12 protein-coding genes are annotated in these 21,203 nt (G+C 59.7%); 5 read left to right on the top strand and 7 right to left on the bottom strand.

What is annotated here, in order from left to right; genetic code table 11:
- The first annotated feature begins 26 nt into the window (after positions 1-26).
- Positions 27-839, top strand: a complete 813-nt coding sequence (locus NW870_RS02310; RefSeq protein WP_414373706.1) for an HAD family hydrolase — start codon at positions 27-29, stop codon at positions 837-839.
- Here the strand turns inward: NW870_RS02310 and queA are convergent.
- The 4 genes from queA to NW870_RS02330 all read right to left on the bottom strand — a co-directional run bounded on the left by queA (position 836) and on the right by NW870_RS02330 (position 5,714).
- Positions 836-2,014 (bottom strand): tRNA preQ1(34) S-adenosylmethionine ribosyltransferase-isomerase QueA, encoded by a 1,179-nt coding sequence (gene queA / locus NW870_RS02315; protein ID WP_414373709.1) that lies wholly within the window; start codon positions 2,012-2,014, stop codon positions 836-838. The two genes, NW870_RS02310 and queA, sit on opposite strands and share 4 nt — an antisense overlap.
- Positions 2,015-2,097: 83 nt before the next feature.
- Positions 2,098-2,679: a dCTP deaminase gene (gene dcd, locus NW870_RS02320; RefSeq protein ID WP_011433274.1), complete on the bottom strand. Its 582-nt coding sequence runs from the start codon at positions 2,677-2,679 to the stop codon at positions 2,098-2,100.
- 73 nt (positions 2,680-2,752) lie between these two features.
- Positions 2,753-3,460, bottom strand: a complete 708-nt coding sequence (locus NW870_RS02325; protein WP_414356112.1) for a cob(I)yrinic acid a,c-diamide adenosyltransferase — start codon at positions 3,458-3,460, stop codon at positions 2,753-2,755.
- A gap of 1,042 nt (positions 3,461-4,502) precedes the next feature.
- Entirely contained in the window at positions 4,503-5,714 is a 1,212-nt protein-coding gene (locus NW870_RS02330) for a phosphodiester glycosidase family protein (protein WP_414356111.1), read from the bottom strand.
- Positions 5,715-6,049: 335 nt separating this feature from the next.
- Here NW870_RS02330 and NW870_RS02335 point away from each other — a divergent pair, with 335 nt between their 5' ends.
- A complete protein-coding gene (locus tag NW870_RS02335; protein ID WP_414373711.1) occupies positions 6,050-6,976 on the top strand; it encodes a D-isomer specific 2-hydroxyacid dehydrogenase family protein in 927 nt (308 codons plus the stop codon).
- A 57-nt stretch (positions 6,977-7,033) separates the two neighbouring features.
- On the opposite strand, the gene NW870_RS02340 is transcribed toward NW870_RS02335, so the two are convergent.
- The 3 genes from NW870_RS02340 to gltX all read right to left on the bottom strand — a co-directional run bounded on the left by NW870_RS02340 (position 7,034) and on the right by gltX (position 13,059).
- Positions 7,034-8,116 carry an isocitrate/isopropylmalate dehydrogenase family protein gene (locus NW870_RS02340; RefSeq protein ID WP_414373713.1) on the bottom strand — a complete coding sequence of 361 codons (1,083 nt, stop codon included), beginning with the start codon at positions 8,114-8,116 and terminating at the stop codon, positions 7,034-7,036.
- A gap of 166 nt (positions 8,117-8,282) precedes the next feature.
- Positions 8,283-11,540 (bottom strand): GAF domain-containing sensor histidine kinase, encoded by a 3,258-nt coding sequence (locus tag NW870_RS02345; protein ID WP_414373715.1) that lies wholly within the window; start codon positions 11,538-11,540, stop codon positions 8,283-8,285.
- A 79-nt stretch (positions 11,541-11,619) separates the two neighbouring features.
- Positions 11,620-13,059, bottom strand: coding sequence for a glutamate--tRNA ligase (gltX, locus tag NW870_RS02350; RefSeq protein WP_414356106.1), 1,440 nt, complete (start codon positions 13,057-13,059; stop codon positions 11,620-11,622).
- Positions 13,060-13,293: 234 nt separating this feature from the next.
- On the opposite strand from gltX, the gene NW870_RS02355 reads away from it, so the two are divergent.
- From NW870_RS02355 to NW870_RS02365, 3 genes are all read left to right on the top strand, one after another.
- Positions 13,294-13,644, top strand: a complete 351-nt coding sequence (locus NW870_RS02355) for a hypothetical protein (protein WP_414356105.1) — start codon at positions 13,294-13,296, stop codon at positions 13,642-13,644.
- 111 nt (positions 13,645-13,755) lie between these two features.
- Positions 13,756-16,545: a cation-translocating P-type ATPase gene (locus tag NW870_RS02360; protein WP_414373716.1), complete on the top strand. Its 2,790-nt coding sequence runs from the start codon at positions 13,756-13,758 to the stop codon at positions 16,543-16,545.
- Between the two features lie 241 nt (positions 16,546-16,786).
- On the top strand, positions 16,787-21,109 hold the full coding sequence (locus NW870_RS02365; RefSeq protein WP_414373717.1) for a PAS domain S-box protein: 4,323 nt from the start codon (positions 16,787-16,789) through the stop codon (positions 21,107-21,109).
- The last annotated feature ends 94 nt before the right edge of the window (positions 21,110-21,203 follow it).

Here is a 21,203-nt window from a genome sequence, read left to right on the forward strand (position 1 = left end):
CGTTAGCAGAGGGTGATGTCCCCCCTATGGGACTGCAAGGGGTGATCTTGAGCTGGAGTGGAGTGGTGGCCGATGACGAGAGCCTGCACCTACAGGCCATCAACCAACTGCTGGTGGAAGAGAACCTGCGCCCCTGGAACCTGTGCTGGCCCAAGTCGGGATCCCCTGGGCAGTGGGAGCTTTACCGGCTGCAATACCTGGGCCGACCGGATCGAGAGCGCCTGCCGGCTCTGTGGGGGGATCAAGGGCGGGTGCTCAGCCCCAAACAACTGGAAGAGCTGCTGAAACGCAAGGCCCTATACTACCGACAGGCTTTGCAGGGGCAGAGGGAATTGCCTCTCATTCCCGGTTTGGCGGAAACTTTGGAGACGCTGGAGCGGCTGCAACTGAAGGTCGGCCTGCTGTGCGGCCAATCGGCAGCCGAGGTGGCCGCTTTTCTAGAGCGCTTCCAGCCATGCTGCCCGGCCCTGACGCGGTTGACCGATGGGGGATCCTACCGAGTGACGGGGGATGATGCAGGCCCAATGCTTTCCCCAGGACACTTGCACCGCCTGCTTTTGCAGCGGATGGAATTGCCTGCCCAGGAGTGCTTGAGCATTGAGGCCACCTACCCCGGCATTCAGGCAGCCCGTTCGGCAGGGATCCCAGTCCTGGCGCTGGCTACCTTCTTTCCTCTGCACATGCTGCAGCGGCGGGCCAATTGGGCGGTGGACGGCTACCACCAGGTGGAATGGGAGCGCATCCGGAACTGGTTTGCCGGCGGGCAAGACCGTCCTTCGACCCCAGAAGCGGAGGCCGGTTCCTTCAAGGGATCCCAGGGAGGTCAGCCCCAGCCCTAGGGCAGGATCAGCATGCCATCCCCAAAGGAATAGAAGCGATACCCCTGGTCGACGGCCTCTCGGTAGAGATCCAGCAGCCTTTGCCGCCCGATCAGCGCAGCCACCAGCATCATCAGGCTGGAGCGGGGCAGATGAAAATTGGTGACCAGTCCTTGAATCACCCGCCAGGAGTAGCCGGGGTAGATGAAGAGATCGCTTTTCCCCTGCCAAGGCTGCAAGGTGCCAGAGGCTGCCGCGGTTTCCAAAGAGCGCACCACAGTCGTTCCCACCGCGATCACCCGCCCCCCTCGGGCTTGGGCTTTTTGGATGGCTGCCACCGTTTCTGCCGGCACCTTGAGCCACTCGCTGTGGAGACGATGCGCGGTTACCCGCTCCGCTTCCACCGGTCGGAAGGTACCCAGGCCGATGTTCAGGGTGATGTAGGCCGTTTGGATCCCTTTTTGGGCCAGCCGCTCCAGCAGCTCCTGGGTAAAATGCAGCCCTGCCGTGGGAGCAGCCACCGAGCCGGGGTGTTTGGCCCAGAGGGTTTGGTAGTCTTCAGGGCGAACTTGTCCTGAGCCCGGGGATCCGGAAGCCTTGATGTAGGGAGGAAGCGGGATCCGGCCCACCTGCTCTAGGATTTCCTCAAAAGGCTGTGCCCCCTCCCACTCAAACTGCACCACTCGCCCACCGGTCTCCGGATCCAAATCCAGGACAGTGGCTCTCAGCCCAGAGGGGGATCCCTCCTTGCTCCAAAAACCAATCCGATCCCCCACCTTCACCCGTTTGCCCGGCCTGACCAAAACCCGCCAGTTCCACGCCTGATCCGGCAGAGGTTGGGCGGCGGCAGGGATCCCTTCCAGGCAAGGCTCCAGCAGCAACACTTCGACCCGCGCCCCAGAGGGTTCCTTAGCCCCGAACAGGCGGGCCGGGATCACCTTGGTATCGTTGAGAACCAGCAGATCCCCTTCCTGCAGGTAGTCAGGCAGATGGCAGAAGCGGCGATGCTCGTGCCTATCCGGGTACACCACCAGCATCCGCGCCTGATCCCTGGGCTCCACCGGCGTTTGCGCAATCCGATCTGGAGGGAGGGTGTAGTCGTAGGAAGCTGTGAGCAGATCGGGATTGGACTCCCTATCGCCCAAAGGCTCAGCCTCACCGGGGGGAGCGGCAGCAGGCGAAAAAGAGTCAGGCATGGAGATGAATCAAGATGGGGTTCTACGTGGATCCAGCATAGCCAACCGGATCCCGCCAACCCTCTCCCTTTTGAGGGAAGCAGCTAAACCTTGGCCACCACCACCTGCTGCGGCTGATCCTGATACTTGCCGGCGCGGTCGGCGTAGGTCACTTGGCAGGGATCCCCTTCCAGAAACAGAAGCTGTACCACCCCTTCGTTAGCGTACACACGGCAGTCGGCGCTGGAGGCGTTGGAAAACTCCAGAGTGAGATAGCCCCGCCATCCCGCTTCAGCCGGCGTCAGGTTGGCAATCAGACCCACCCTGGCATAGGAAGATTTGCCAATGCAGATCACGGTAATGTTATCCGGGACTTGCAGCCGTTCCAAGGACACCCCCAACCCATAGGAATGGGCCGGGATGATAAAGTAATCCCCCATCTCGTCGTGGTGCAGCTCCACCGCTTCCAGATTCTTGGGGTTAAACCGCTTGGGATCCACCACCGTGCCGGGCACATGGCGAAAGATCTTGAACTCCACCGGCGACAGGCGGATGTCGTAGCCGTAGGAAGACAGCCCGTAACTCAAAACGGGCCGAGATTCAACAGCGCGCACCAGCTCAGGGCAGAACGGCTCGATCATCCCTCGCCGCGCTTGCTCACAGATCCAGCGGTCGTTTTTTAACATGGATGCAGCCGGTTCCCTAGGGAGTGGGGGGAAAAGCAACAGTTACCATATGTACTGTTTCTGTCAGCTTCTGTCAGCAGTGCGGAGCAACATAGGGTGCCGTAGGCATAGCACTTGTGCCGTTGAATTGAGGGGGATCCAGAGAACAGGCAACATTCCCATCGGCAGTGCGGAGCCCTGGGCCTGGGATGCCACGTAGGCGCAACTGCGTGATCAAGTCGGCCCGCTCCAGAAACGAATCTGGCATCTCCGGCCCGGTGATCACCATGTCCATGGAGATGGGGCGTTGGTCGATTAAGCTCAGCACTTCCGCTTCTGGGATCAGGCCCAACTTCACAGCCAAGCTCAGCTCATCCAACACCACCAAGTCATAGCGGCCACTCCTGACAGCCTCCTGGGTAAATTGCCACAGCTCATCCAATGCCACCCGCTCCTCAGGCTCTAGGTGAGGTGTATCGATGCAGCGGTGCAGGCGACAACGAACCCACTCCAAGGATCTGCCCAGGGAGAGACGATTTTCGGGCCCCTGATTGATCCCACCCTTGAGAAATTGCACGATCAGCACCCGCGTTCCCTGGCCTGCCAAGCGCATCGCCTGAGCCATGACGGGCGTAAACATGCCCCGGCTGGGGTGGGTGTAAAGCTGCAGGGATCCCTGGGGAACCAACTGGGCGGAGAGGGCTCCATCCCGCTGAAGGAAGCGGTCGCCGGCAGCAGAGCTGGCTTGAGCAGTAGGCTGTTTGACGCGGGCCACAGGAAAGGCATCCTTGGGGGAGGGCATAGGATTTGGGGAGGCAGTGCAAACCACGTTCTAATCTCACGAGCAGGCTAGTGGACACGGCCCTAGGTTATAGGGCCTACAAGTGGTGGAGAGCGTCGGCTATGGATTCCATGAAACACCACCTGTGCGTATCCGTCAACGAGTCGGTTCTGCTTCCGGCCAGCATACAAATCATCCTAAATAGAGTGATAGAAAATACAATCCTTGCCCATCCTAGCTTTTCGGCACGAGAGGCAATACCTGAAAAGAAAAGCTTTGACAGAGGATCTTAATAAAATTTCAGGCCCAGCACAAAAGCTTGTGTGCAGGGCTACCTTACTTGAGTATAGAGGTGCTCTATAAAAATTCGAGGAAAAGATAATTTCTTCCAAATAAGGTTGACTCTCACAAACGGGAATGCCAGCACCGGCAGCCTATCCACCGAGAGCAGCGAGACTTAGCCCACCCCAGAAGCCTTGCCCGACAGGAGCTCCACTCTGTCGGGAGTTGGATAGATCCACACATTGCCGAACATTCGCAGTGGAAAGAATTGCGACCACAACTCCAAATACTTAATTTCCAGACTCGAAATTAACAAAATGCAAATTCGTCAATTATCTTCGTCAAAAAATGATTTATTGACAATATTTTTGAGAATCGCATCCGATTCAGCGAGAAACACAAGGGATTGTGTACATTTTAGATTCTGAGGCCGTTTTCTTCGAGAGATTGACTCTTTAATTATTTTTCTTACCGATCTCGGAGCCGATATTTCCATTTAATTTAACCTCTATTTCTACTCTGAGAAATGAGCATTGGGCATTCAGTTTGGATCCCATTTAAGATTGACCTGCACAAGCTCCGGAGCTTTGGGTGCCGAGATTGCCGGGATCCAGAGCCGAGTCCTTTCCTTCTTGAGAAGTCTTCTCCTAGCAAGGTAGATCCAATCCTGGAGAATACCTGATCCCTCATCCAAGCAGCCGGGAAGTCCAGGGATCCCACCCTCGATCCCTGGATCAAAAAGACACTTCCTGCCAGTACGAAAGGCTGCCTTTGTTCTCTGCTACCGACTTGGACTTGGGAAAAATCCCAAGCCATTGTGAACTCGGGGTGTGCGCCGCCGGGAGGGACTGGGATCCGTCTCACTGTTGGGTGGGCTGGCTTCTGGGTGTCGGTGTTCCAAATTGACGGCTTCTCCCCCCAGCACCAAGGTGGAAGCATTGCCCCCATCCAAGTTCAAGGCATGGCGACAGCCCAATTGCTGCATCAACTGCGCCATCTCCAGCAGGGTAAGCCCTTGGTTTTCCTGGGCATTGCCGGCGGTCACCAGCAGCAAATGTCCGCTGTCCAGTTGGCCGATGGCACTGCGGGCGGCTCGCTGCCTGCGAAAGAGAGGCTGAAATCCCTCCAATCGGGCATCCAAAACCACCTGCCCATCTAAGAGCAAGAGCGGCCCTGCGCCCAAGAGGTGAGGATAGGCTTCCAGCTCAGGCGGATCCAAGCGCAGATAAAAGCTGAGGCGATCCCCAGGAACCAGCTTGCGGGCTTCTAGGGCACCTTCTAGCCCCCGCCCTGCCAATACATACCCCTCACTGGGAATCTGTACCGTTAAACTGCCGGCCAGGCCAGCCATCAGAATCTCTTGCACCCGATCCTCCCGCACCATCACGAGCATTTCGTCGTCCGTTTGGGTGGTGTAGGTGGATCCCCAGTCGGGGGTGAACTGGGAGATGCCGGGCAGGATATAGCCTGTATTGATGCCCACCACTGGGATTTGATCCCCAATGGCATTGCGCAGCTCTGCTTGCATCCGCAAACGGGCAAAGCGCACGGATCCCCCTTCTTGCCCTGCCGTCCCATCCGACCAGGCGATGACCCCACGACCCAAAATGGGGCTGGAGATCCAACGGCCATCCCGACGAATTGCCCCCAGCGGCTGACGGGTGTTGCGGTTGAAAAACCCACCGTTAATGGCGGCTACTGCTCCCTGTTCGGGGCCAAAGGAAGACAGCTCCCCCAGACCCACCAGCCCCGCAGGTGCAGCCCAGATAGGCCGCAGTTGGCCCGCTGCGAGAGAAATGACCACGATAGAAACGGGGATCCGATTGTCTCCAACCCAAACCTCCTTCTGGTACAAAGGGATCCCTTGCACCACCCGCACCGGCTGCACACCGAGGGTCACCTGAGCTTGAGCAGCCACGCTGGGCAAAAAGAGAGCAGCAGTGCAGGCTAACCCCCAGCCCATGACCCAGGCGCTCAGCTTGGTTTTGGACATGTCTTCACGTCTTTAGGGCTTCACCATTGTCATTGGGAGATGATTATCCCCCTGCGGCAAAGGTTCCCATCACAATGAGCGACAACAGGATCCCTGGAAAGAGCAGCGTCACCAAGATCAGCAGTTCGGAAAGGGTCATCGGGGAATGCCACCTACTGGAGATTTAACCAACACAACAGCTCCGGCTTCCACCCTAGCGATCCCAGAAGGGTGCTCCAGGCTCCCTTTGGGATCCCTTAACACTCGATCACCGGTTTTTGCGGCTGCCCGTGCATGCCATCTCTCGCTCTGCCGACAGTATCCTGGCAAGGGGAAAGCCTCATCCAACGGTTCCTATGGGCATCCAAGGCAAACGCATTGCCGTCGAACCCGGCCATCTTCGCCCCTGGCTCAAAGAGGCTGTTTTGGCGGGGGGCGGCGAAATTGTGCCCCTGGCAGAAGCAGAAGCCTTGGTCTGGGCCGATGCCTTTGATGTGCCTGGCCTGAAGCGTTGTCTGGCGGAAGGGAAAGGGATCCGCTGGGTGCAGCTGCCCTGGGCAGGGGTGGAACCCTTTGTTCGGGCGGGAGTCTTGGATCCCGCTTATGTGTGGACTTGTGGCAAGGGGGTCTATGCCCAGCCAGTGGCGGAACATGCCTTGGCCTTGACCTTGGCCGGCTTGCGCGACTTGAAGATCCGCGCCTTGGCCCAAACGTGGCAGGAGGGCTCCGGTACCAGCCTCTGGGGTAGCCGTGTGGTCATTTTCGGGGCCGGGGGCATCGCCCAAGAGTTGATCAAGCTGTTGCAGCCTTTTCAATGCTCCATCGACGTGGTGCGTCGCAAGGCGGATCCCTTGCCGGGGGCCACGCGGGTGGTGACGCTCGCGGAACGGCAAACGGTGTTGGCAGAGGCAGACGTGGTGATCTTGGCCTTGGCTCTCACGCCGGAAACCGAGGGGATCATCGCCCAAGCTGAGTTGGAGCAGATGGGATCCCAGTGCTGGCTGGTGAATGTGGCGCGAGGCAAGCACATCGTGACCTCCGACTTGGTGGCCGCCCTGCAGCAGGGGGTCATTCGCGGGGCCGCCTTGGATGTCACGGATCCCGAGCCCCTACCGGATGGGCATCCCCTCTGGAGCTTGCCCAACTGCCTGATTACCCCCCACACTGCTCTTACCGATGCCATGATTGTCCCAGCCCTCTCTAAGCGGGTGCGAGAAAATGTGCGGCGCTTCCGGGCCGGGGATCCCTTGCTGGGGGTGGTGGATCCGGTTTTGGGGTATTGAGTCCTCTAGCCCCCCTCCCTTGGGGAGCCTGGGATCAGAAACATTTGGCGCCAAACCCTACTGCGAAGCCATCTCCCGCACGCGGGCAGCAATGGCCTCTGCCATCTCCTGAGTGCCGACAGGATCCCCTGTGGCCAGGTCATAGGTGACCTGCTTGCCCTCGGCGATCACCGCCTGCACCGCCGCCTCCACCCTTGCGGCAGCCTCCCGCTCTCCTAGGTAGCGCAGCATCATCGCCCCGGAGAGGATCAGAGCGCAGGGGTTGACTTTGTTTTGGCCGGCATATTTGGGAGCAGAGCCGTGAATGGCCTCAAAAACCGCAATGCCGTCGCCGATGTTGGCCCCCGGCGCCACCCCCAGCCCGCCGATCATCCCCGCGCACAAGTCGGAAATGATGTCCCCATAGAGGTTGGTGAGCACCAGCACATCGTAGAGCTGCGGCTTTTGCATCAGTTGCATGCACATGTTGTCCACGATGCGATCTTCAAACTCGATGTCGGGATACTCCTGGGCCACCTCCCGCGCCACCTGCAGAAACAAGCCATCGGTGAATTTCATGATGTTGGCTTTGTGCACTGCCGTCACCTTCTTGCGGCCATTCTGGCGGGCGTACTCAAAGGCAAATTTGACAATGCGGCGGCTGCCGAAGTCCGAAATGGGCTTGATGCCGATGGCGGATCCCTCGCGGATGGGTTTGCCGGAAAGGCGCATCATTTCCTCCCGCGCCTGGATGGCTTCCGGCGTGCCCCGTTCAAACTCGATCCCGGCATAGAGATCTTCGGTATTTTCCCGCACCACCACTAGGTCGATGTCTTGAAAAGGGCTTTTGACACCGAGCATAGATTTGGCCGGGCGCAGGTTGGCGAAAAGATCCAGCTCCTTGCGAATGGCCACGTTGACCGAACGAAAGCCAGTACCTACGGGAGTGCCAATCGGCCCTTTGATCGCCACTTTGGTTTCCCGAATGGACTCCAACACCTGGGGTGGCAAGGGGGTGCCGTATTTTTCAATCACCTCCACCCCTGCCTCTACCGGGATCCATTCCAACCCAACCCCGGTAGCCTCCAAGACCGTGGTCATCGCCTTGGCCACTTCCGGGCCAATGCCATCCCCAGGGATCAAAGTCACACGATAGGCCACAGATGCTTCTCCTCGCAGTGTTAACGACAGCGCAAAAACTCCGCCTTGCCAGCGTGAGAGGATCCCCTACAAACGGGTCAGACAACCGGGGATCCGTTGAGCTTAAACGACTATAGAACAGGTTGAGACCGAAAATGCTGCGTCTGCTACCTCAGAAAAGGGGGGGCTAGCCGCAAGATCGGGGACTCGGCGGCAGAGGGACTCGCAGCTCTACAACTGTGCCACTGCCAAAGCGGCGATTACGCCAAGCAATGCTTGCCCCGATCAACTCGGCTCGGTAGCGCATGTTGAGCAACCCGTGGCCATGGCCGGGCGGCTGGGCGGGATCCGCCCCGCTCTTGGACTCCGGCATACCACAGCCATCGTCGATGATCTTCAGCTCCAAGTGGGTGTAGGGAGCCTGAGGGTTGGTAGAGGAACCCGCGTCCTGTTGCGCCTTGGGCTGAATGATGAGATCGATGCGCCGTGCCCCTGCGTGTTTGACGATGTTGTTCAGAGCCTCCTGCACGATGCGGAAAATGTTGCTCTGGCAGGTGGGGCTGAGACGGGAGAGCAGGCCATCGGCTTGGTTGTCGAAACGGGTGAGGAGAGGATGGGGGGAACGTTGGGCGGCCCGTTCCAGGAGACTGCGCAGAGCCGGGCCAAGGTTAAAGGCCCGCATGGCCGTCGGCTGCAAATCTTCCACGATCCCGCGCAATTCGGCCATGGTCTCTCGCAGTTGGGCGCTCATGGCCCGCAACTGAGCCTGTCCGGCTGGGCCAATGGTCGGATCGCCGGATAGCTCTTGGATCTGGCGAGACAAAGCTCCCAGATCTGCCAAGGTTTGGTCGTGCAAATCGGCGGCCAACCGACGACTTTCCGCCTCTCGCCCCTCGGTTAGGCCCCGCAAAGCTGCTGCCGTCGCCTCCTGACGGCGAACCTGCTCGTAGAAAGAGGCCCGCTGCAAGGCTACTGCCGCAATGTCCGCCAGCGCGTTCACCAAGTCCGTATCTCTGGGGGAAAATCCGGCGGCTTCTGAGGCGATATCGGCGGTTTTGCTTCCCCGAACTGCCGGCTCAAACGGCGGCATGAAGGCGCAAAGCACCCCGGCCACCTGGCGAGCATCGGTGACTATCGGCACACCCAACAGGGAGCGGATGCCCTTTTGCAGCAGATGGCGGCGGGCGTGGGCAGACAATGGGAAGGTGTTGACATCTGGAATCAGCAGCGTGTTCAGGTGGCTGTAGCAATTGACCCAGAGGAGCTGGCTTAGCTCAGGGGGCAGCGTCTGTCCCCTTTGGGAAGGGATCCCCGGCTGACGGCAATACTCTTGGATGATGGCCAGAGGTTCTGCAGGAGCGCCGGCCAAGGGTTGCTGAGCCAAAGGACTCCGTCCCGCCTCTGGTGGGGCTGTTGCTCTGCCTACGGCAGGGGAAGGGGAACCGCAAGGCTGTCGCGACGAGGCTGCGAACGGCTCATGGCCACTGCAGGGCGCCACAAAACTGCACCGCTCAACCTGCAAAGCCTCTGCCATGCCCTCGAGGGCAATCTGCACCACCTCCTGGGGATTGTAGGTGCCGCTGAGGCGCTGGGCAATCTGGCGCAAAAGGCTTTCCCGCTGGGCAGAGCTACGGGTTTGCTCGTAAAGCCGCGCTTGCTTGAGGGCGATCCCCGCCTGCTCGGCCACGGCTTCTGCCAACTCCAGATCCTCCGGCTGCCAAGGACGAGGGGTCAGGGAATCGCTGCCAGGGTAGCGGATTAGGGCAATGCCCCCCAACAGTTCTTGGGGCCTGTCCGGATGCTCAGAAGCAAATAGGGGCACCAACAACAGCCCACTCCCCTGGCTCTGAGGCTTTAGATCGGCCCAGGACTGAGCCGTCTGCGGCTCCGGCACCACCACAGGCCCCCTCAAGGTGGCGAGCAAACTGGCCCCCAAGCGCAACTTGGCTCGAATCGTCTCCGGCAAGTCCGGCGGGATCCCAGGCTCAACCCAGGGGCAATCTGGGGATCCCACCAACGGCCCCCTTGTCGGCAACAGAGTGTCCAGCAACGACTCCGTCCCGCCCACGCGAACGGTGGGGGAAAGCTGCGGCGCATAAAGGCCAACAGGGTGTAGCAGCTCCTGCTCCGGCTGCCAGAGGGCCAAGATACACACATCTGCCTGAAAAGCCGCCCCGATCTGCTGGGTGATCGCATGGAAGAGGGTGGTGGGCTCCAGGCTGGAGCGAATCGCCGCCGTGATCGAGTGCAACAGAGCCAGCCGTTCCGTCTGCTGATGGGCATGCTCGAACAGGCTGGAACGGGTGAGGGCAATGGCCAGTTGAGAGGCCACCGAGCGCAACAGCTCGATCTCCTCCGGCTGCCAAAGGTGGGGTGTGGTGACGTACACTCCCAACAACCCAATCATCTCCCCTGGCTCTGCAGCCAAACCGGGCCGTCCCCCATCCTTCCCGCCAACCTCCGAAAGCCCTACTCCTGCCGAGCCCACCGACTGCACCGGGATCAGCACCGCCGAGCAAGCCTGCAGCGCCTGGAGAGCGGCCAACCCCTCTGGGGTCAGGAGATCTCGATCCGGCAGCAGAGGCAAGGCTATTTGCACCACCTGCCCCGTCCGCAGGCGCTCGCACAGCGAGCCAAAGTCCTGGATCCGGTACACCTCTCCTAGGGAGGGGGTTAGCCCAGGGCTCAGGGCCTCATGGCTGACCCGAACCGTCTGCTGATCCGGGCTGAGACTGTAAAAACAGCAGCGGCTCAGCCCCTTCACCCCTTTCGAGAGAAAGGCCTGCTGCAGCTCCTTCAGGGCAGTGCTGACGATTTGATCCCACTGCAAAAAGCGGTGAACAGTGCTGGTGATGCGGTTGAGCAGCGCCTCCCGCACCGCCTGCCGTCGGCTGCGCTCCAGCAGCTTGGCATTGATGATGGCGCTGGCGATATAGGAACAGAGGAACTTCACCACTTCCAGAAAGCTGGCTTCCAGAGGTGTCCGGCTCAGCAGAGCCAAAGCCCCCAGCCGCTCCTCCCCTCGGTTAATCGGGTAGGCAACAAAGCCCCGCAAGCCATTGGCCTTCACCCACTCCGGGGCGGGCATCCAGGCTTCTTGGGCGGGATTGTTGCTCAAAAGCGGCAGCCCCTCCTGGGCCACCCGTCCTAAAGGGCTGTCGTCAGGATAGATCCGCTGAATTTGGTCGTGAGCAGGGCTGAGCAGGCCGGCATGGGCCACCGACTGAAAACATCCTTCCTGCGGGTCGAAAATCCAAAGGCGAGCTGAGGCCGCGCCCAGGCGATTTACCATCTGCTGTACCAAGGTCTGGGCCAGCTTGAGCACACACTGCTCCAGCTCCCCCATCTCTACAGAGTCCGAAGAGGATGGGGAAGATAACTGAGAAGAGAGCAGCACCAGTTCTTGGACAATTTGGTTTGCAGCCTGTAGCTGGCGTGACAGCATGGGATCCCGATTGCGGCAGCGGTGCGGAGCACTTTCAACAGAGGCAACCGAAGGCATGACAGCAAGAGATGGGCTTCCATCAACAAGAAACCAACTTCTGCACAGCCTCTAACCGCCCCAAAGCCCAGCCCCGCCGCTGGAGAAGGGCAAAAGATTCCAGCAAATCCGGCCCCTGCAGATCCCCTGTCAGGGCGGCCCGCAAACTCTTCATCAGCAGGCCCTTTTTCATGTTCTGGCCCTTGGCCACCTGATCCACCAGCGGTTTTAAGCTGTCCGCCGAAACCTGGGGCAGCTCGGCAGCAGCCAACGTGGTGGCCATTGCAGCCATAGCCTCTGCCACCCCAGGCAGGCGCAACTGTTCCAGAGCTGGCAACGTGTAGCTGAGGGGCTCCTGAAACAAAAAGCGGCTGAGCGGAGGAGCCTCTGCCAGGCGGTCGATACCATCGGCAATCAGGCGGGCCACATCTTCCAACCAGGTGGGATCCGGCACCTCGGAAAGGTCAAACCCTGCCGCCTGCCAAAAGGGGGTGAGCCGTTCTACCAGTTCTGGCGGAGAAAGCCGCTTGATGTACTGGCTGTTGATCCAGTTGAGCTTGTCCCAGTCAAAGCGGGCAGCCGCACGGTTAACCCGGTCAAAGTCGAACAGCGCAGCCGCCTTTTCCAAAGAGAAAAGCTCTTCCCCATCCGGGGGCGACCAACTGAGCAAAGCCAAATAGTTCTTGAGAGCTTCCGGCAAAAAGCCCAGTTGCTGGAACTCTGCTACCGAAGTTGCCCCATCCCGTTTGGAGAGCTTTTTCCCCTCCGGGTTCAGGATTAAAGGAGAATGCGCGAACTGGGGAGGTTCGTAGCCAAGAGCGCGGTAGAGCAAAATCTGCTTGGGGGTATTGCCGATGTGATCTTCGCCGCGAATCACATGGGTGATGCCCATGTCAATATCATCCACCACCACCGCCAAGTTGTAGAGAGGGTAGCCATCCGCTCGGGCAATGACCATATCCCCCCCCAAGTCCTGGGTGTTCCAGGTAATGGGGCCGCGAATGAGATCCACCCAAGACACTTCCAGGGGCTCCTCGATTTTGAAGCGGATCACCGGCTGCCGACCCTCGGCTTCGTAGGCCCGTCGCTGGGCTTCGGTGAGAAAGCGGTGGCGGTTGTCGTAGCGGGGGGCTTTGCCGGCGGCCTTCTGGGCAGCGCGCATCTCCTCCAGCTCCGCCTCGCTGACGTAGCAGCGGTAGGCCAACCCTCGATCCAGAAGCTGCTGTACCACCGCTTGATAGCGCTCGATGCGCTTGGATTGGTAGACCGGCCCTTCGTCCCAGTCTAGGCCCAACCAGGCCAGGCCCGCCAAAATGTTGCGGGTGTAGCGGGGCAAAGAGCGGTCGCGGTCGGTGTCCTCGATGCGCAAAATGAACCGGCCACCGTGGCGACGGGCATACAGCCAGTTGAACACTGCCGTTCGGGCGGTGCCGATGTGCAGATTTCCGGTTGGGCTGGGGGCAATGCGAACACAAACACTCACAGGTCTAAGGATCCCAAGCAGAGTATCCCGATCCTAGTCGGCGGCGAGATCCTTTGTCATGTTGGCGTTCTATTGGGTTGCAGGCGGTTGCCAATCGAGGCATTTCGAGTAGAATCCGCCTTAGCTGCCGGTCAAAAGGTAGGCTTCATGGGGATCCAAGTCAATGAGCAACGTTCAAACCCCGCTTTTTTCCGGTGTTGAGGAAAAGCTGTAGCGCAGGAGGAATCACAGCACATGCGTCTGACTTCGGCCATTCTTCTGGGTTGTCTATCCGCCGGGATCCCGATTGGATCCGCCTTGGCCCAAATTGCCTATCCTTCCTATCCGGTGGGAGATGCCCTGGATAGGATCCTGTTGGATACAGGCAGGAATGTGGATCCGGTCATTTTCCCTGAGGAGGTGGTGCGCTCCCAGGCCCGGCAGACCACCGCCTTCTTCACCACGCTGCTGAACCAACGCACCAACATCCCACCCCTGCGCTCGCTAGATTTGCCCAGTCCCTATCAGGCTTCGGTTCGTACCCAGGCCGGGTACTACCGCGTGACCCAGACAGAGCCCGTTTTGGATTTTGAAATCTTGCGCTAGGCAGGGCAGGTATTCGGGGCCTACTCCAGCACCGGTCTGCTGCTGTCAGAATCCTCCTCCTGTGGGGCGGGGAGTATGTCAAAATTCGGCAAGAACCCTTGAGTGGCCGCAATGATCCCACCGGATGGATCCTCCCTTTCCTCTGTCCCTGCTTGGCATAGCCTCACCCTTGCCGCCGCCATCCAGAAGTTGCAGACCGATCCCGATCGCGGCCTCACCACTCAGCAGGTAATCCAGAGGCAGCGGGAGTATGGCCCCAATGAGCTGATCACCTCCTCTGGCCGTAGCTCCTGGCAAGTCCTGCTGGATCAATTCCGCAACGTCATGCTGCTGATGCTGATCGCTGTAGCCGCGATCTCGGCCACTTTGGACTTGCAAGAAGGCGAGTTTCCCAAAGATGCCCTGGCCATTTTGTTGATCGTCGGCCTCAACGGCAGCCTGGGCTATTTGCAAGAAAGTCGGGCGGAAAAAGCGCTGGCAGCCCTGAAAAAACTGGCTTCCCCTACCGTGCGGGTGGAGCGGGATGGCCTGTGGCAAGAAGTTCCGGCCAGCCAACTGGTGCCGGGGGATCGCGTGTTGCTGGAGGCGGGGGTGCAGATCCCAGGCGATGGGCGCTTGGCCGAGGCCGTGAACTTGCAGGTGCGAGAGGCAGCTTTGACCGGAGAAGCCACCCCTGTAACCAAACAGGCAGACTGCGTCCTCCCGCCGGATATCGAGCTGGGGGAACGGCGCAACATGGCCTTCATGGGCACCGAAGTGATTCAGGGGCGAGGGATCCTCTTGGTTACTGCCACCGGCATGAACACGGAGCTGGGCAAGGTGGCGAAGCTGCTGCAAACGGTGGAAAACGAGCCCACTCCCCTGCAGCGGCGCATGAGCCAACTGGGCAATGTGCTGGTGTCGGGATCCCTGGCTTTGGTGGCCCTGGTGGTGGGGATAGGGCTGCTGCAAGCCGGGAGCATGGCCCCCTTTACCTCGCTTTTGGAAACTTCCTTGAGCATGGCCGTGGCCGTGGTACCAGAGGGGCTGCCTGCGGTGATCACTGTCACCCTGGCCATAGGCACCCAACGCATGGTGCGCCGCCACGCCCTGATCCGCCGCCTGCCGGCAGTAGAGACCCTGGGATCCGTGACCACCATCTGCTCCGACAAAACCGGCACCCTCACGGAAAACAAAATGGTGGTAACCGACATCATTACCCCCGACCGCCATTACCACGTCAGCGGCACCGGTTACATTCCCAAGGGATCCTTCTACTGCGGCGGCCAGCCCATAGATCCCGGGAGCGCCCCGGATCTGCAGGCCATCTTGCGGGCCGTGGTGTTCTGCAACGATGCCCTGTTGCAGGCCAGCCTCCAACCCGTTGCCGGTCGCAACCCTCGGTCTGCAGTTTCTTCCCCCCCTTCAACGCCCACCTGGTCCATCCTGGGGGATCCGACCGAAGCAGCCCTGCTGGTGGCAGCCGCCAAAGCCAACCTCCATAAAGGCTCCCTACAGGAGCGCTACCCACGGGTGCAGGAGCTTCCCTTCAGCTCAGAACGCAAGCGCATGAGCGTGGTGATCCAGGAAAACGGCGGCTATTGCGTCTACATCAAGGGATCCCCAGAGCTGGTGCTAGAGCGGTGTGATCGCATCCAGAAAGGGGGCACTTGGCAGGAGCTGTCGGAAACCGATCGCCAAGCCATCCTCGGCACCAATAACCGCCTGGCCGCCCAAGGTATCCGGGTTCTGGGGGTAGCCACCCAGAGGCTAGAGCGGATCCCGGACAACGGGGAAGAGGTGGAGCACAACCTGGTTTGGCTGGGCTTGGTGGGGATGCACGATGCTCCGCGACCAGAGGCGCGAGAGGCCGTGGCCCGCTGCCGAGAAGCCGGGATCCGCACGTTGATGATTACCGGCGACCACCAACTGACAGCTGTTGCCATTGCCCGCCAGCTGGGCATTCTCGAGTCGGAGGATCAGGCGATTGACGGGCGTACCCTCTCCCGCTTGAGTTTCGAGGAGCTGCTGCAAACGGTACAAACCGTCAGGGTCTATGCCCGCGTCGCCCCCGAACACAAGCTGCGCATTGTCCAGGCCTTGCAAAAGCAAAACGAGTTCGTGGCCATGACCGGGGATGGGGTCAACGACGCCCCTGCCCTGCGCCAAGCGGATATTGGCATCGCCATGGGCATCACGGGCACCGATGTGAGCAAAGAGGCCAGCGATATGGTGCTGCTGGACGACAACTTCGCCACCATCGTGGCAGCCATTGAAGAAGGGCGAGTGGTCTACAGCAACATCCGCCGCTTTGTGAAGTACATTTTGGGCAGCAACATCGGTGAGGTGCTGACAGTGGCTGCTGCCCCCATCCTGGGCTTGGGGGATGTGCCGCTGACACCCCTACAGATCTTGTGGATGAACTTGGTGACCGATGGCCTGCCCGCTCTGGCCTTGGCTTTGGAACCGGCGGAGCCAGGGGTGATGCAGCGCCCCCCCTTCAACCCCAAAGAGAGCATCTTCGCCCAGGGGCTGGGAGCCTACATGGTGCGCATCGGCGTGGTTTTTGCCATCTCCACAATCCTCATGATGGCCATTGTGGAAGCCTACATCCCCCACTGGCGCACAATGGTCTTCACCACCCTGTGTATCGCCCAGATGGGCCATGCGCTGGCCGTGCGCTCCAACGAGAAGCTCACCATCGAGACCAACCCTTTTTCCAACCCCTACCTGCTGGGCGCGGTCCTGACCACTCTGCTCTTGCAATTGGCTCTGCTCTATGTGCCTTTCTTGCGCAGCTTCTTTGGCACAGAGGAGCTAACCCGCACTGAACTTTTGATCTGCTTGGGCTTTAGCACCGTGGTTATGGTCTGGGTGGAGTTGGAAAAACTCTATTGCCGCTGGCGCAAGGGATCCCGCTGAATCTTCACAATTATTTTTCACAATAAAGCATCTTCACAATAAAGAGTCTCTCTCCCTACTGCACCCAGAAACAAAGCTTTGAGCCAAGACTCATTTCCCCAAAAAGCCACTCTTGAGGAATCCTGCCCATTGCATAGAGGCCATTTCCGCAAGTTAGCTGAGCTTCCCCTTTTGACCTCCAAGATAAGCTGGAAAGACTTGCTGGGATACTGTGGAAAGGGGGCAGGAATCTCTGGGTTCTATGCACAGAGAGCTATGGGCGGTAGGGAAAACGGTGGGCCTGGTGGATCCCTCTGGCCTTGCCTTTTGGCTGCTGGGATCCCTCTTCTTGGCTCTCCTGCTGCTTGGCGTCAGCCTGGGGGAAAGTCAGCCGCTTTCTGTCTTCAGAGGGATCCTGGGATCCCTTTCTCGAAGATTTCCCTTCCAACCTCCTAGAGGCACCCCCAGCCCAGAGGCTCGTTTTCGGGCAGCCTTGGAAGCCAGCTTGGATGCTATTTACCTGCTGGAGGCGGTGCGGGATCCCGCTACCCGCGAGATCATCGACTTTGTCTTTGTGGATGTCAACGCCAAGGGGGAAGAGCTCATTTCCCTCCAGCGCCGGCAGATCATCGGCCAGCGGCTGTGCGAGCTGCTGCCCATCAACCGCTGGGGGGGCTTTTTTGAGAAATACAAGCGAGTGGTGGAAACCGGCATTCCTCTGGAAGAGGAGTTCCCCATTTCGGGGCAGCCGGGCTTGAAGGCCAGCTGGATCCATCACCAAGTGGTGCCGGTGGGAGACGGGATCCTCATCACCAGCCGCGACATCAGCGAGCGGGTCAAGATGGAGCGGGCTCTACAGGAAAGCGAGTCTCGCTACCGCGCCCTCTACGAGGCCATTCCCGACTTGATTTTTGAGCTCAGCGCCGAGGGAGTCATTCTTCATTGCAAGCCTTCCCCTTACGTTCCCACCCGACATCCGCCTGAGTTTTACGTGGGTTGCCGCGCCCAAGACGTGTTTACTGGCTCGCTAAAAGAGCAGTATCCATCTCTGGCGGAGGGGGCCTTGGTCAGCCAGACGCCGCAGTACCTAGAGTACGAAGTTGAGATTGAGCCGGGGATCCGCTGCTATCGGAGAGCCTGCGTTGTCGCTCACGGGAGAGACAAAGTTTACATCCTGGTGCGAGATATCACCGAGCGGAAACAGGCGGAGTTGGCCCTTAGAGAAATGGAAGCCACCCAGCGGGCCATTCTCCAAGCCATCCCCGACCTCATCCTTCGCCTGAATAGCCAGGGCATCTGCCTGAGCTTTATTTCCGGAGGCGATATCCATCTCTACACTCCAGCCGAGCAGCACTTGGGCCGATCCCCCCGGGAAATTCTGCCGCTGGAGCTGGCAGAGCAGCGGCTTTTCTATGTTCAGCAAGCTCTGGCCACCCAAACCCAACAGCGCTACGAGTACAGCATTGAAGTTCAAGGGGAGGTACGCTACGAAGAGGCCCGCATTGTCCCTCTCAACAGCCAGGAAGTCCTGGCAATCGTGCGGGATATTACAGAAGCCAAGCAGGCGGAGCTGGCCCTGAAGGCTGCTGGACAGCTGCAGCGAGCCATTCTAGAAGCCATTCCCGACTTGATCTTTCGCCTGGACAGCCAGGGCATCTGCTTGAGCTTTGTCTCGGGGGGCGAGGTTCTTCCCTATGGCTCGCCGGACACCTACGTGGGCCGATCCCTGCAGGAGCTTTTGCCACCGGAGTTGGCCGAGCGGCGGCTTTTCTTTATTCGGCAGGCCCTGAGCACCCAGACGCGGCAGCGCTACGACCAAAGCATCGAGATTGAAGGGGAGACCCGCCACGAAGAGGTGCGCATTGTGCCCCTCAACGCCCAAGAGGTGGTGGTGATCGTCCGCGATGTAACCGACAGGGTGCGATCCCAGCAGGCCGTCCAGGAAAGCGAGCAGAAGTTCCGGGCTCTGTTTGAGAATGCCGCTGTGGCCATCCTCATCCGTCATGCAGAGACGAGCGAGATCCTGGAGGCCAACTCCCAAGCCATTGCCGCCTACGGGTTTTCCAGCCTGGAGGAGCTGCGAGCCTTCGACACTTCCGAGCAGTCTCCCTATCGCCGGGCTTTGCAGGGGAGGGAGTTTGCTTTGCAGCCCCACTTGGAGCAGGCCCGCCAGCAGGGATCCGCCCGCTTTGAGTGGCAATGGCAGCGGCAGGATGGCCGAGTTGTCTGGGAAGACGTGTTTGTGCAGCCCCTTGTCTTGCGCGGGATCCCGTGTTGGGTGTTTACCGCGGTGGACATCACTGCCCGCAAGTCGGCAGAAGCGGAGCTGGAGCAGTTTTTCTCGGTGGCTCTGGATTTGCTTTGCATTGCCGATGCCCAAGGGTACTTTCGCCGTCTCAACCGCGCCTGGGAGACCACCCTGGGCTATTCCCTGCAGGAGCTCCAGAGCCGACCGTTTTTGGAGTGGGTTCATCCGGACGACCTCCCCGCCACGCAGGCGGCCATGCAGCAGCTTATCGAAGAGAAACAGCTGGATCACTTTGTCAACCGCTACCGCACCCAGGACGGCAGCTATCGTTTCATCGAGTGGCGAGCCTCTTTGGCCGGATCCCTGTTCTACGCCGCCGGACGGGATATCACCGTAGCCAAGCTGGCAGAAGAGCAGATGAAAGCAGCCAAGGAAGCTGCCGAAGCCGCCAGCCGGGCCAAGAGCGAGTTCCTGGCCACCATCAGCCACGAGATCCGCACCCCCATCAACGCCATTTTGGGGATGACCAGTCTACTCCTGGACACCTCCTTGGATCCGCAGCAGCAGGATTGGGTACAGACCATCCGCTATGGAGGCGAGGTGCTGCTGAACCTAATCAACGACATCCTCGATTTCTCTAAGATCGAGTCCCAAAAACTGGAACTGGAGGAAATACCCTTTTCCTTGCTGCAGTTGGTGGAAGAGCTGCTGGATTTGATGGCCGCCCAAGCCCAGAGCAAGGATCTGGAACTGGTGGCCTGGGTGGATCCCAACCTGCCGCCAACCTTGATAGGGGATCCCAACCGGCTGCGCCAAATCCTGGCCAATCTGCTCAGCAACGCCATCAAGTTCACCCCCCAGGGAGAGGTAGTGGTGACGGTCGAGGCAGGGGAGAGGGATCCTGAAAAGCAATGGGTCAACGTTCAGGTGCGGGATACAGGCATTGGCATTCCCCCCGAAAAATTGGATCGCCTCTTCAAGCCCTTCAGCCAGGTGGATAGCTCCATCAGCCGCCAGTTTGGGGGCACCGGCCTGGGCTTGGCCATCAGCCAGCGTCTCTGCCAGCTCATGGGGGGAGCAATCGGGGTGGAAAGTCAGCCGGGCCAGGGATCCACTTTTCGCTTTCGCATTCCCCTGAAGAGGCCAGACCAGGAGCTGTTGCCAACCGCCGCACCGGATCCGTGCTTGGCCGGCAAGCGGGTTTTGCTGGTGGAAGACAACGCCAGTCAACGGCAGTTGCTATCCCGACTGCTGAGCGCTTGGGGCATGGAGGTAACCTGTTGCGCCTTGGCGGCAGAAGCCCAGGCTGCAGCTAGAACCCATTCTTTTGACCTAGCCCTTCTGGATGCCACCCTGCCAGACCGGGATGGCTTGACCCTGGCGGCTGACCTGCAGACAGCGCAACCCCGCCTGTTGCCCATAGTGCTGACGGGGCGCAACTTCATCTCCACAGCAGACCCTCTCCCCACTTTGGCCAAGCCGGTCAAAGCCTCCCAACTGCGGAAGCTGCTGCTGGGGCTTGTGGGAGAAAAAGCTCCTTCCTCCTTATCTTCCTCTCCCGCCGCTCCTCCCTCCATTTGGGACGCGACCCTGGCCAGCCGCTACCCGCTTCAGATCCTGGTGGCAGAGGATAACCCGGTTAACCAGAAGGTGATTCGCCTCATGCTGGAGCGATTGGGCTACCGGCCCGACATAGTCGGCAACGGTCTGGAAGCCGTCCAAGCTCTGCGCCTGCGACCCTACGATCTGGTGTTGATGGATATGCAAATGCCGGAGCTGGATGGTCTTGCGGCCACCCGTCGCATCCGCGCTGAACTGCCTCCTGAGCGCCAGCCTCGCATGGTTGTCCTCACGGCCAATGTGTTTTCGGAAGGCCGTGCTGCTGCCCAAGCTGCTGGGGTAGATGGCTATCTAACCAAACCCTTGGAGCCAGCCGCCCTAGTCCGGGTTCTTCAGGGATCCCTTCCCCTTCCCATCCCGGCCAGCCAAGAAGAGGATCCGCCCCTCGACCCCGTTATCCTCGCCCAGATGCGGGCAGTCTTCAGCTCTCCAGAAGCCTGGCAGGAGATGATCCAAACCTACCGGCAGGACAGCGAAGCTCTATTGGGATCCCTGCGGCAGGCCCTAGAGCAGCGGGATCCCCAAGCCATTGCTCGGTTGGCCCACCGCCTCAAGGGCAGCAGCAGCACCCTGGGCGCCAAACGTCTGGCCGAGCTGTGTCAGCAGTTGGAAAAGCTGGTTCATGCCGAGCCAGCCAGTTCTGTAAAATGGGATACTATAGAGCAAGCCGTGCAGAAGCTAGAGGTGGCATATCGGCAAGTTATCCTCAGTCTCTGAGTGCAGAGCTTTTCTCCCTGATACATTTACGCTGAACACTGCTGAACATCACTGTTCAACTATGCAGCGATAGCATTCTGTTTGTTTCCAAACA

Origin of the sequence: Synechococcus sp. R50.1 (assembly GCF_047462115.1) — a bacterium.
Taxonomy (GTDB): domain Bacteria; phylum Cyanobacteriota; class Cyanobacteriia; order Thermostichales; family Thermostichaceae; genus Thermostichus.

Coding starts and splice junctions, on each gene's coding strand:
- NW870_RS02310 (WP_414373706.1), top strand. CDS start 27: ATGGGACTGCAAGGGGTGATCTTGAGCTGGAGTGGAGTGGTGGCCGAT.
- queA (WP_414373709.1), bottom strand. CDS start 2,014: ATGCCTGACTCTTTTTCGCCTGCTGCCGCTCCCCCCGGTGAGGCTGAG.
- dcd (WP_011433274.1), bottom strand. CDS start 2,679: ATGTTAAAAAACGACCGCTGGATCTGTGAGCAAGCGCGGCGAGGGATG.
- NW870_RS02325 (WP_414356112.1), bottom strand. CDS start 3,460: ATGCCCTCCCCCAAGGATGCCTTTCCTGTGGCCCGCGTCAAACAGCCT.
- NW870_RS02330 (WP_414356111.1), bottom strand. CDS start 5,714: ATGTCCAAAACCAAGCTGAGCGCCTGGGTCATGGGCTGGGGGTTAGCC.
- NW870_RS02335 (WP_414373711.1), top strand. CDS start 6,050: ATGGGCATCCAAGGCAAACGCATTGCCGTCGAACCCGGCCATCTTCGC.
- NW870_RS02345 (WP_414373715.1), bottom strand. CDS start 11,540: ATGCTGTCACGCCAGCTACAGGCTGCAAACCAAATTGTCCAAGAACTG.
- NW870_RS02355 (WP_414356105.1), top strand. CDS start 13,294: ATGCGTCTGACTTCGGCCATTCTTCTGGGTTGTCTATCCGCCGGGATC.
- NW870_RS02360 (WP_414373716.1), top strand. CDS start 13,756: ATGATCCCACCGGATGGATCCTCCCTTTCCTCTGTCCCTGCTTGGCAT.
- NW870_RS02365 (WP_414373717.1), top strand. CDS start 16,787: ATGCACAGAGAGCTATGGGCGGTAGGGAAAACGGTGGGCCTGGTGGAT.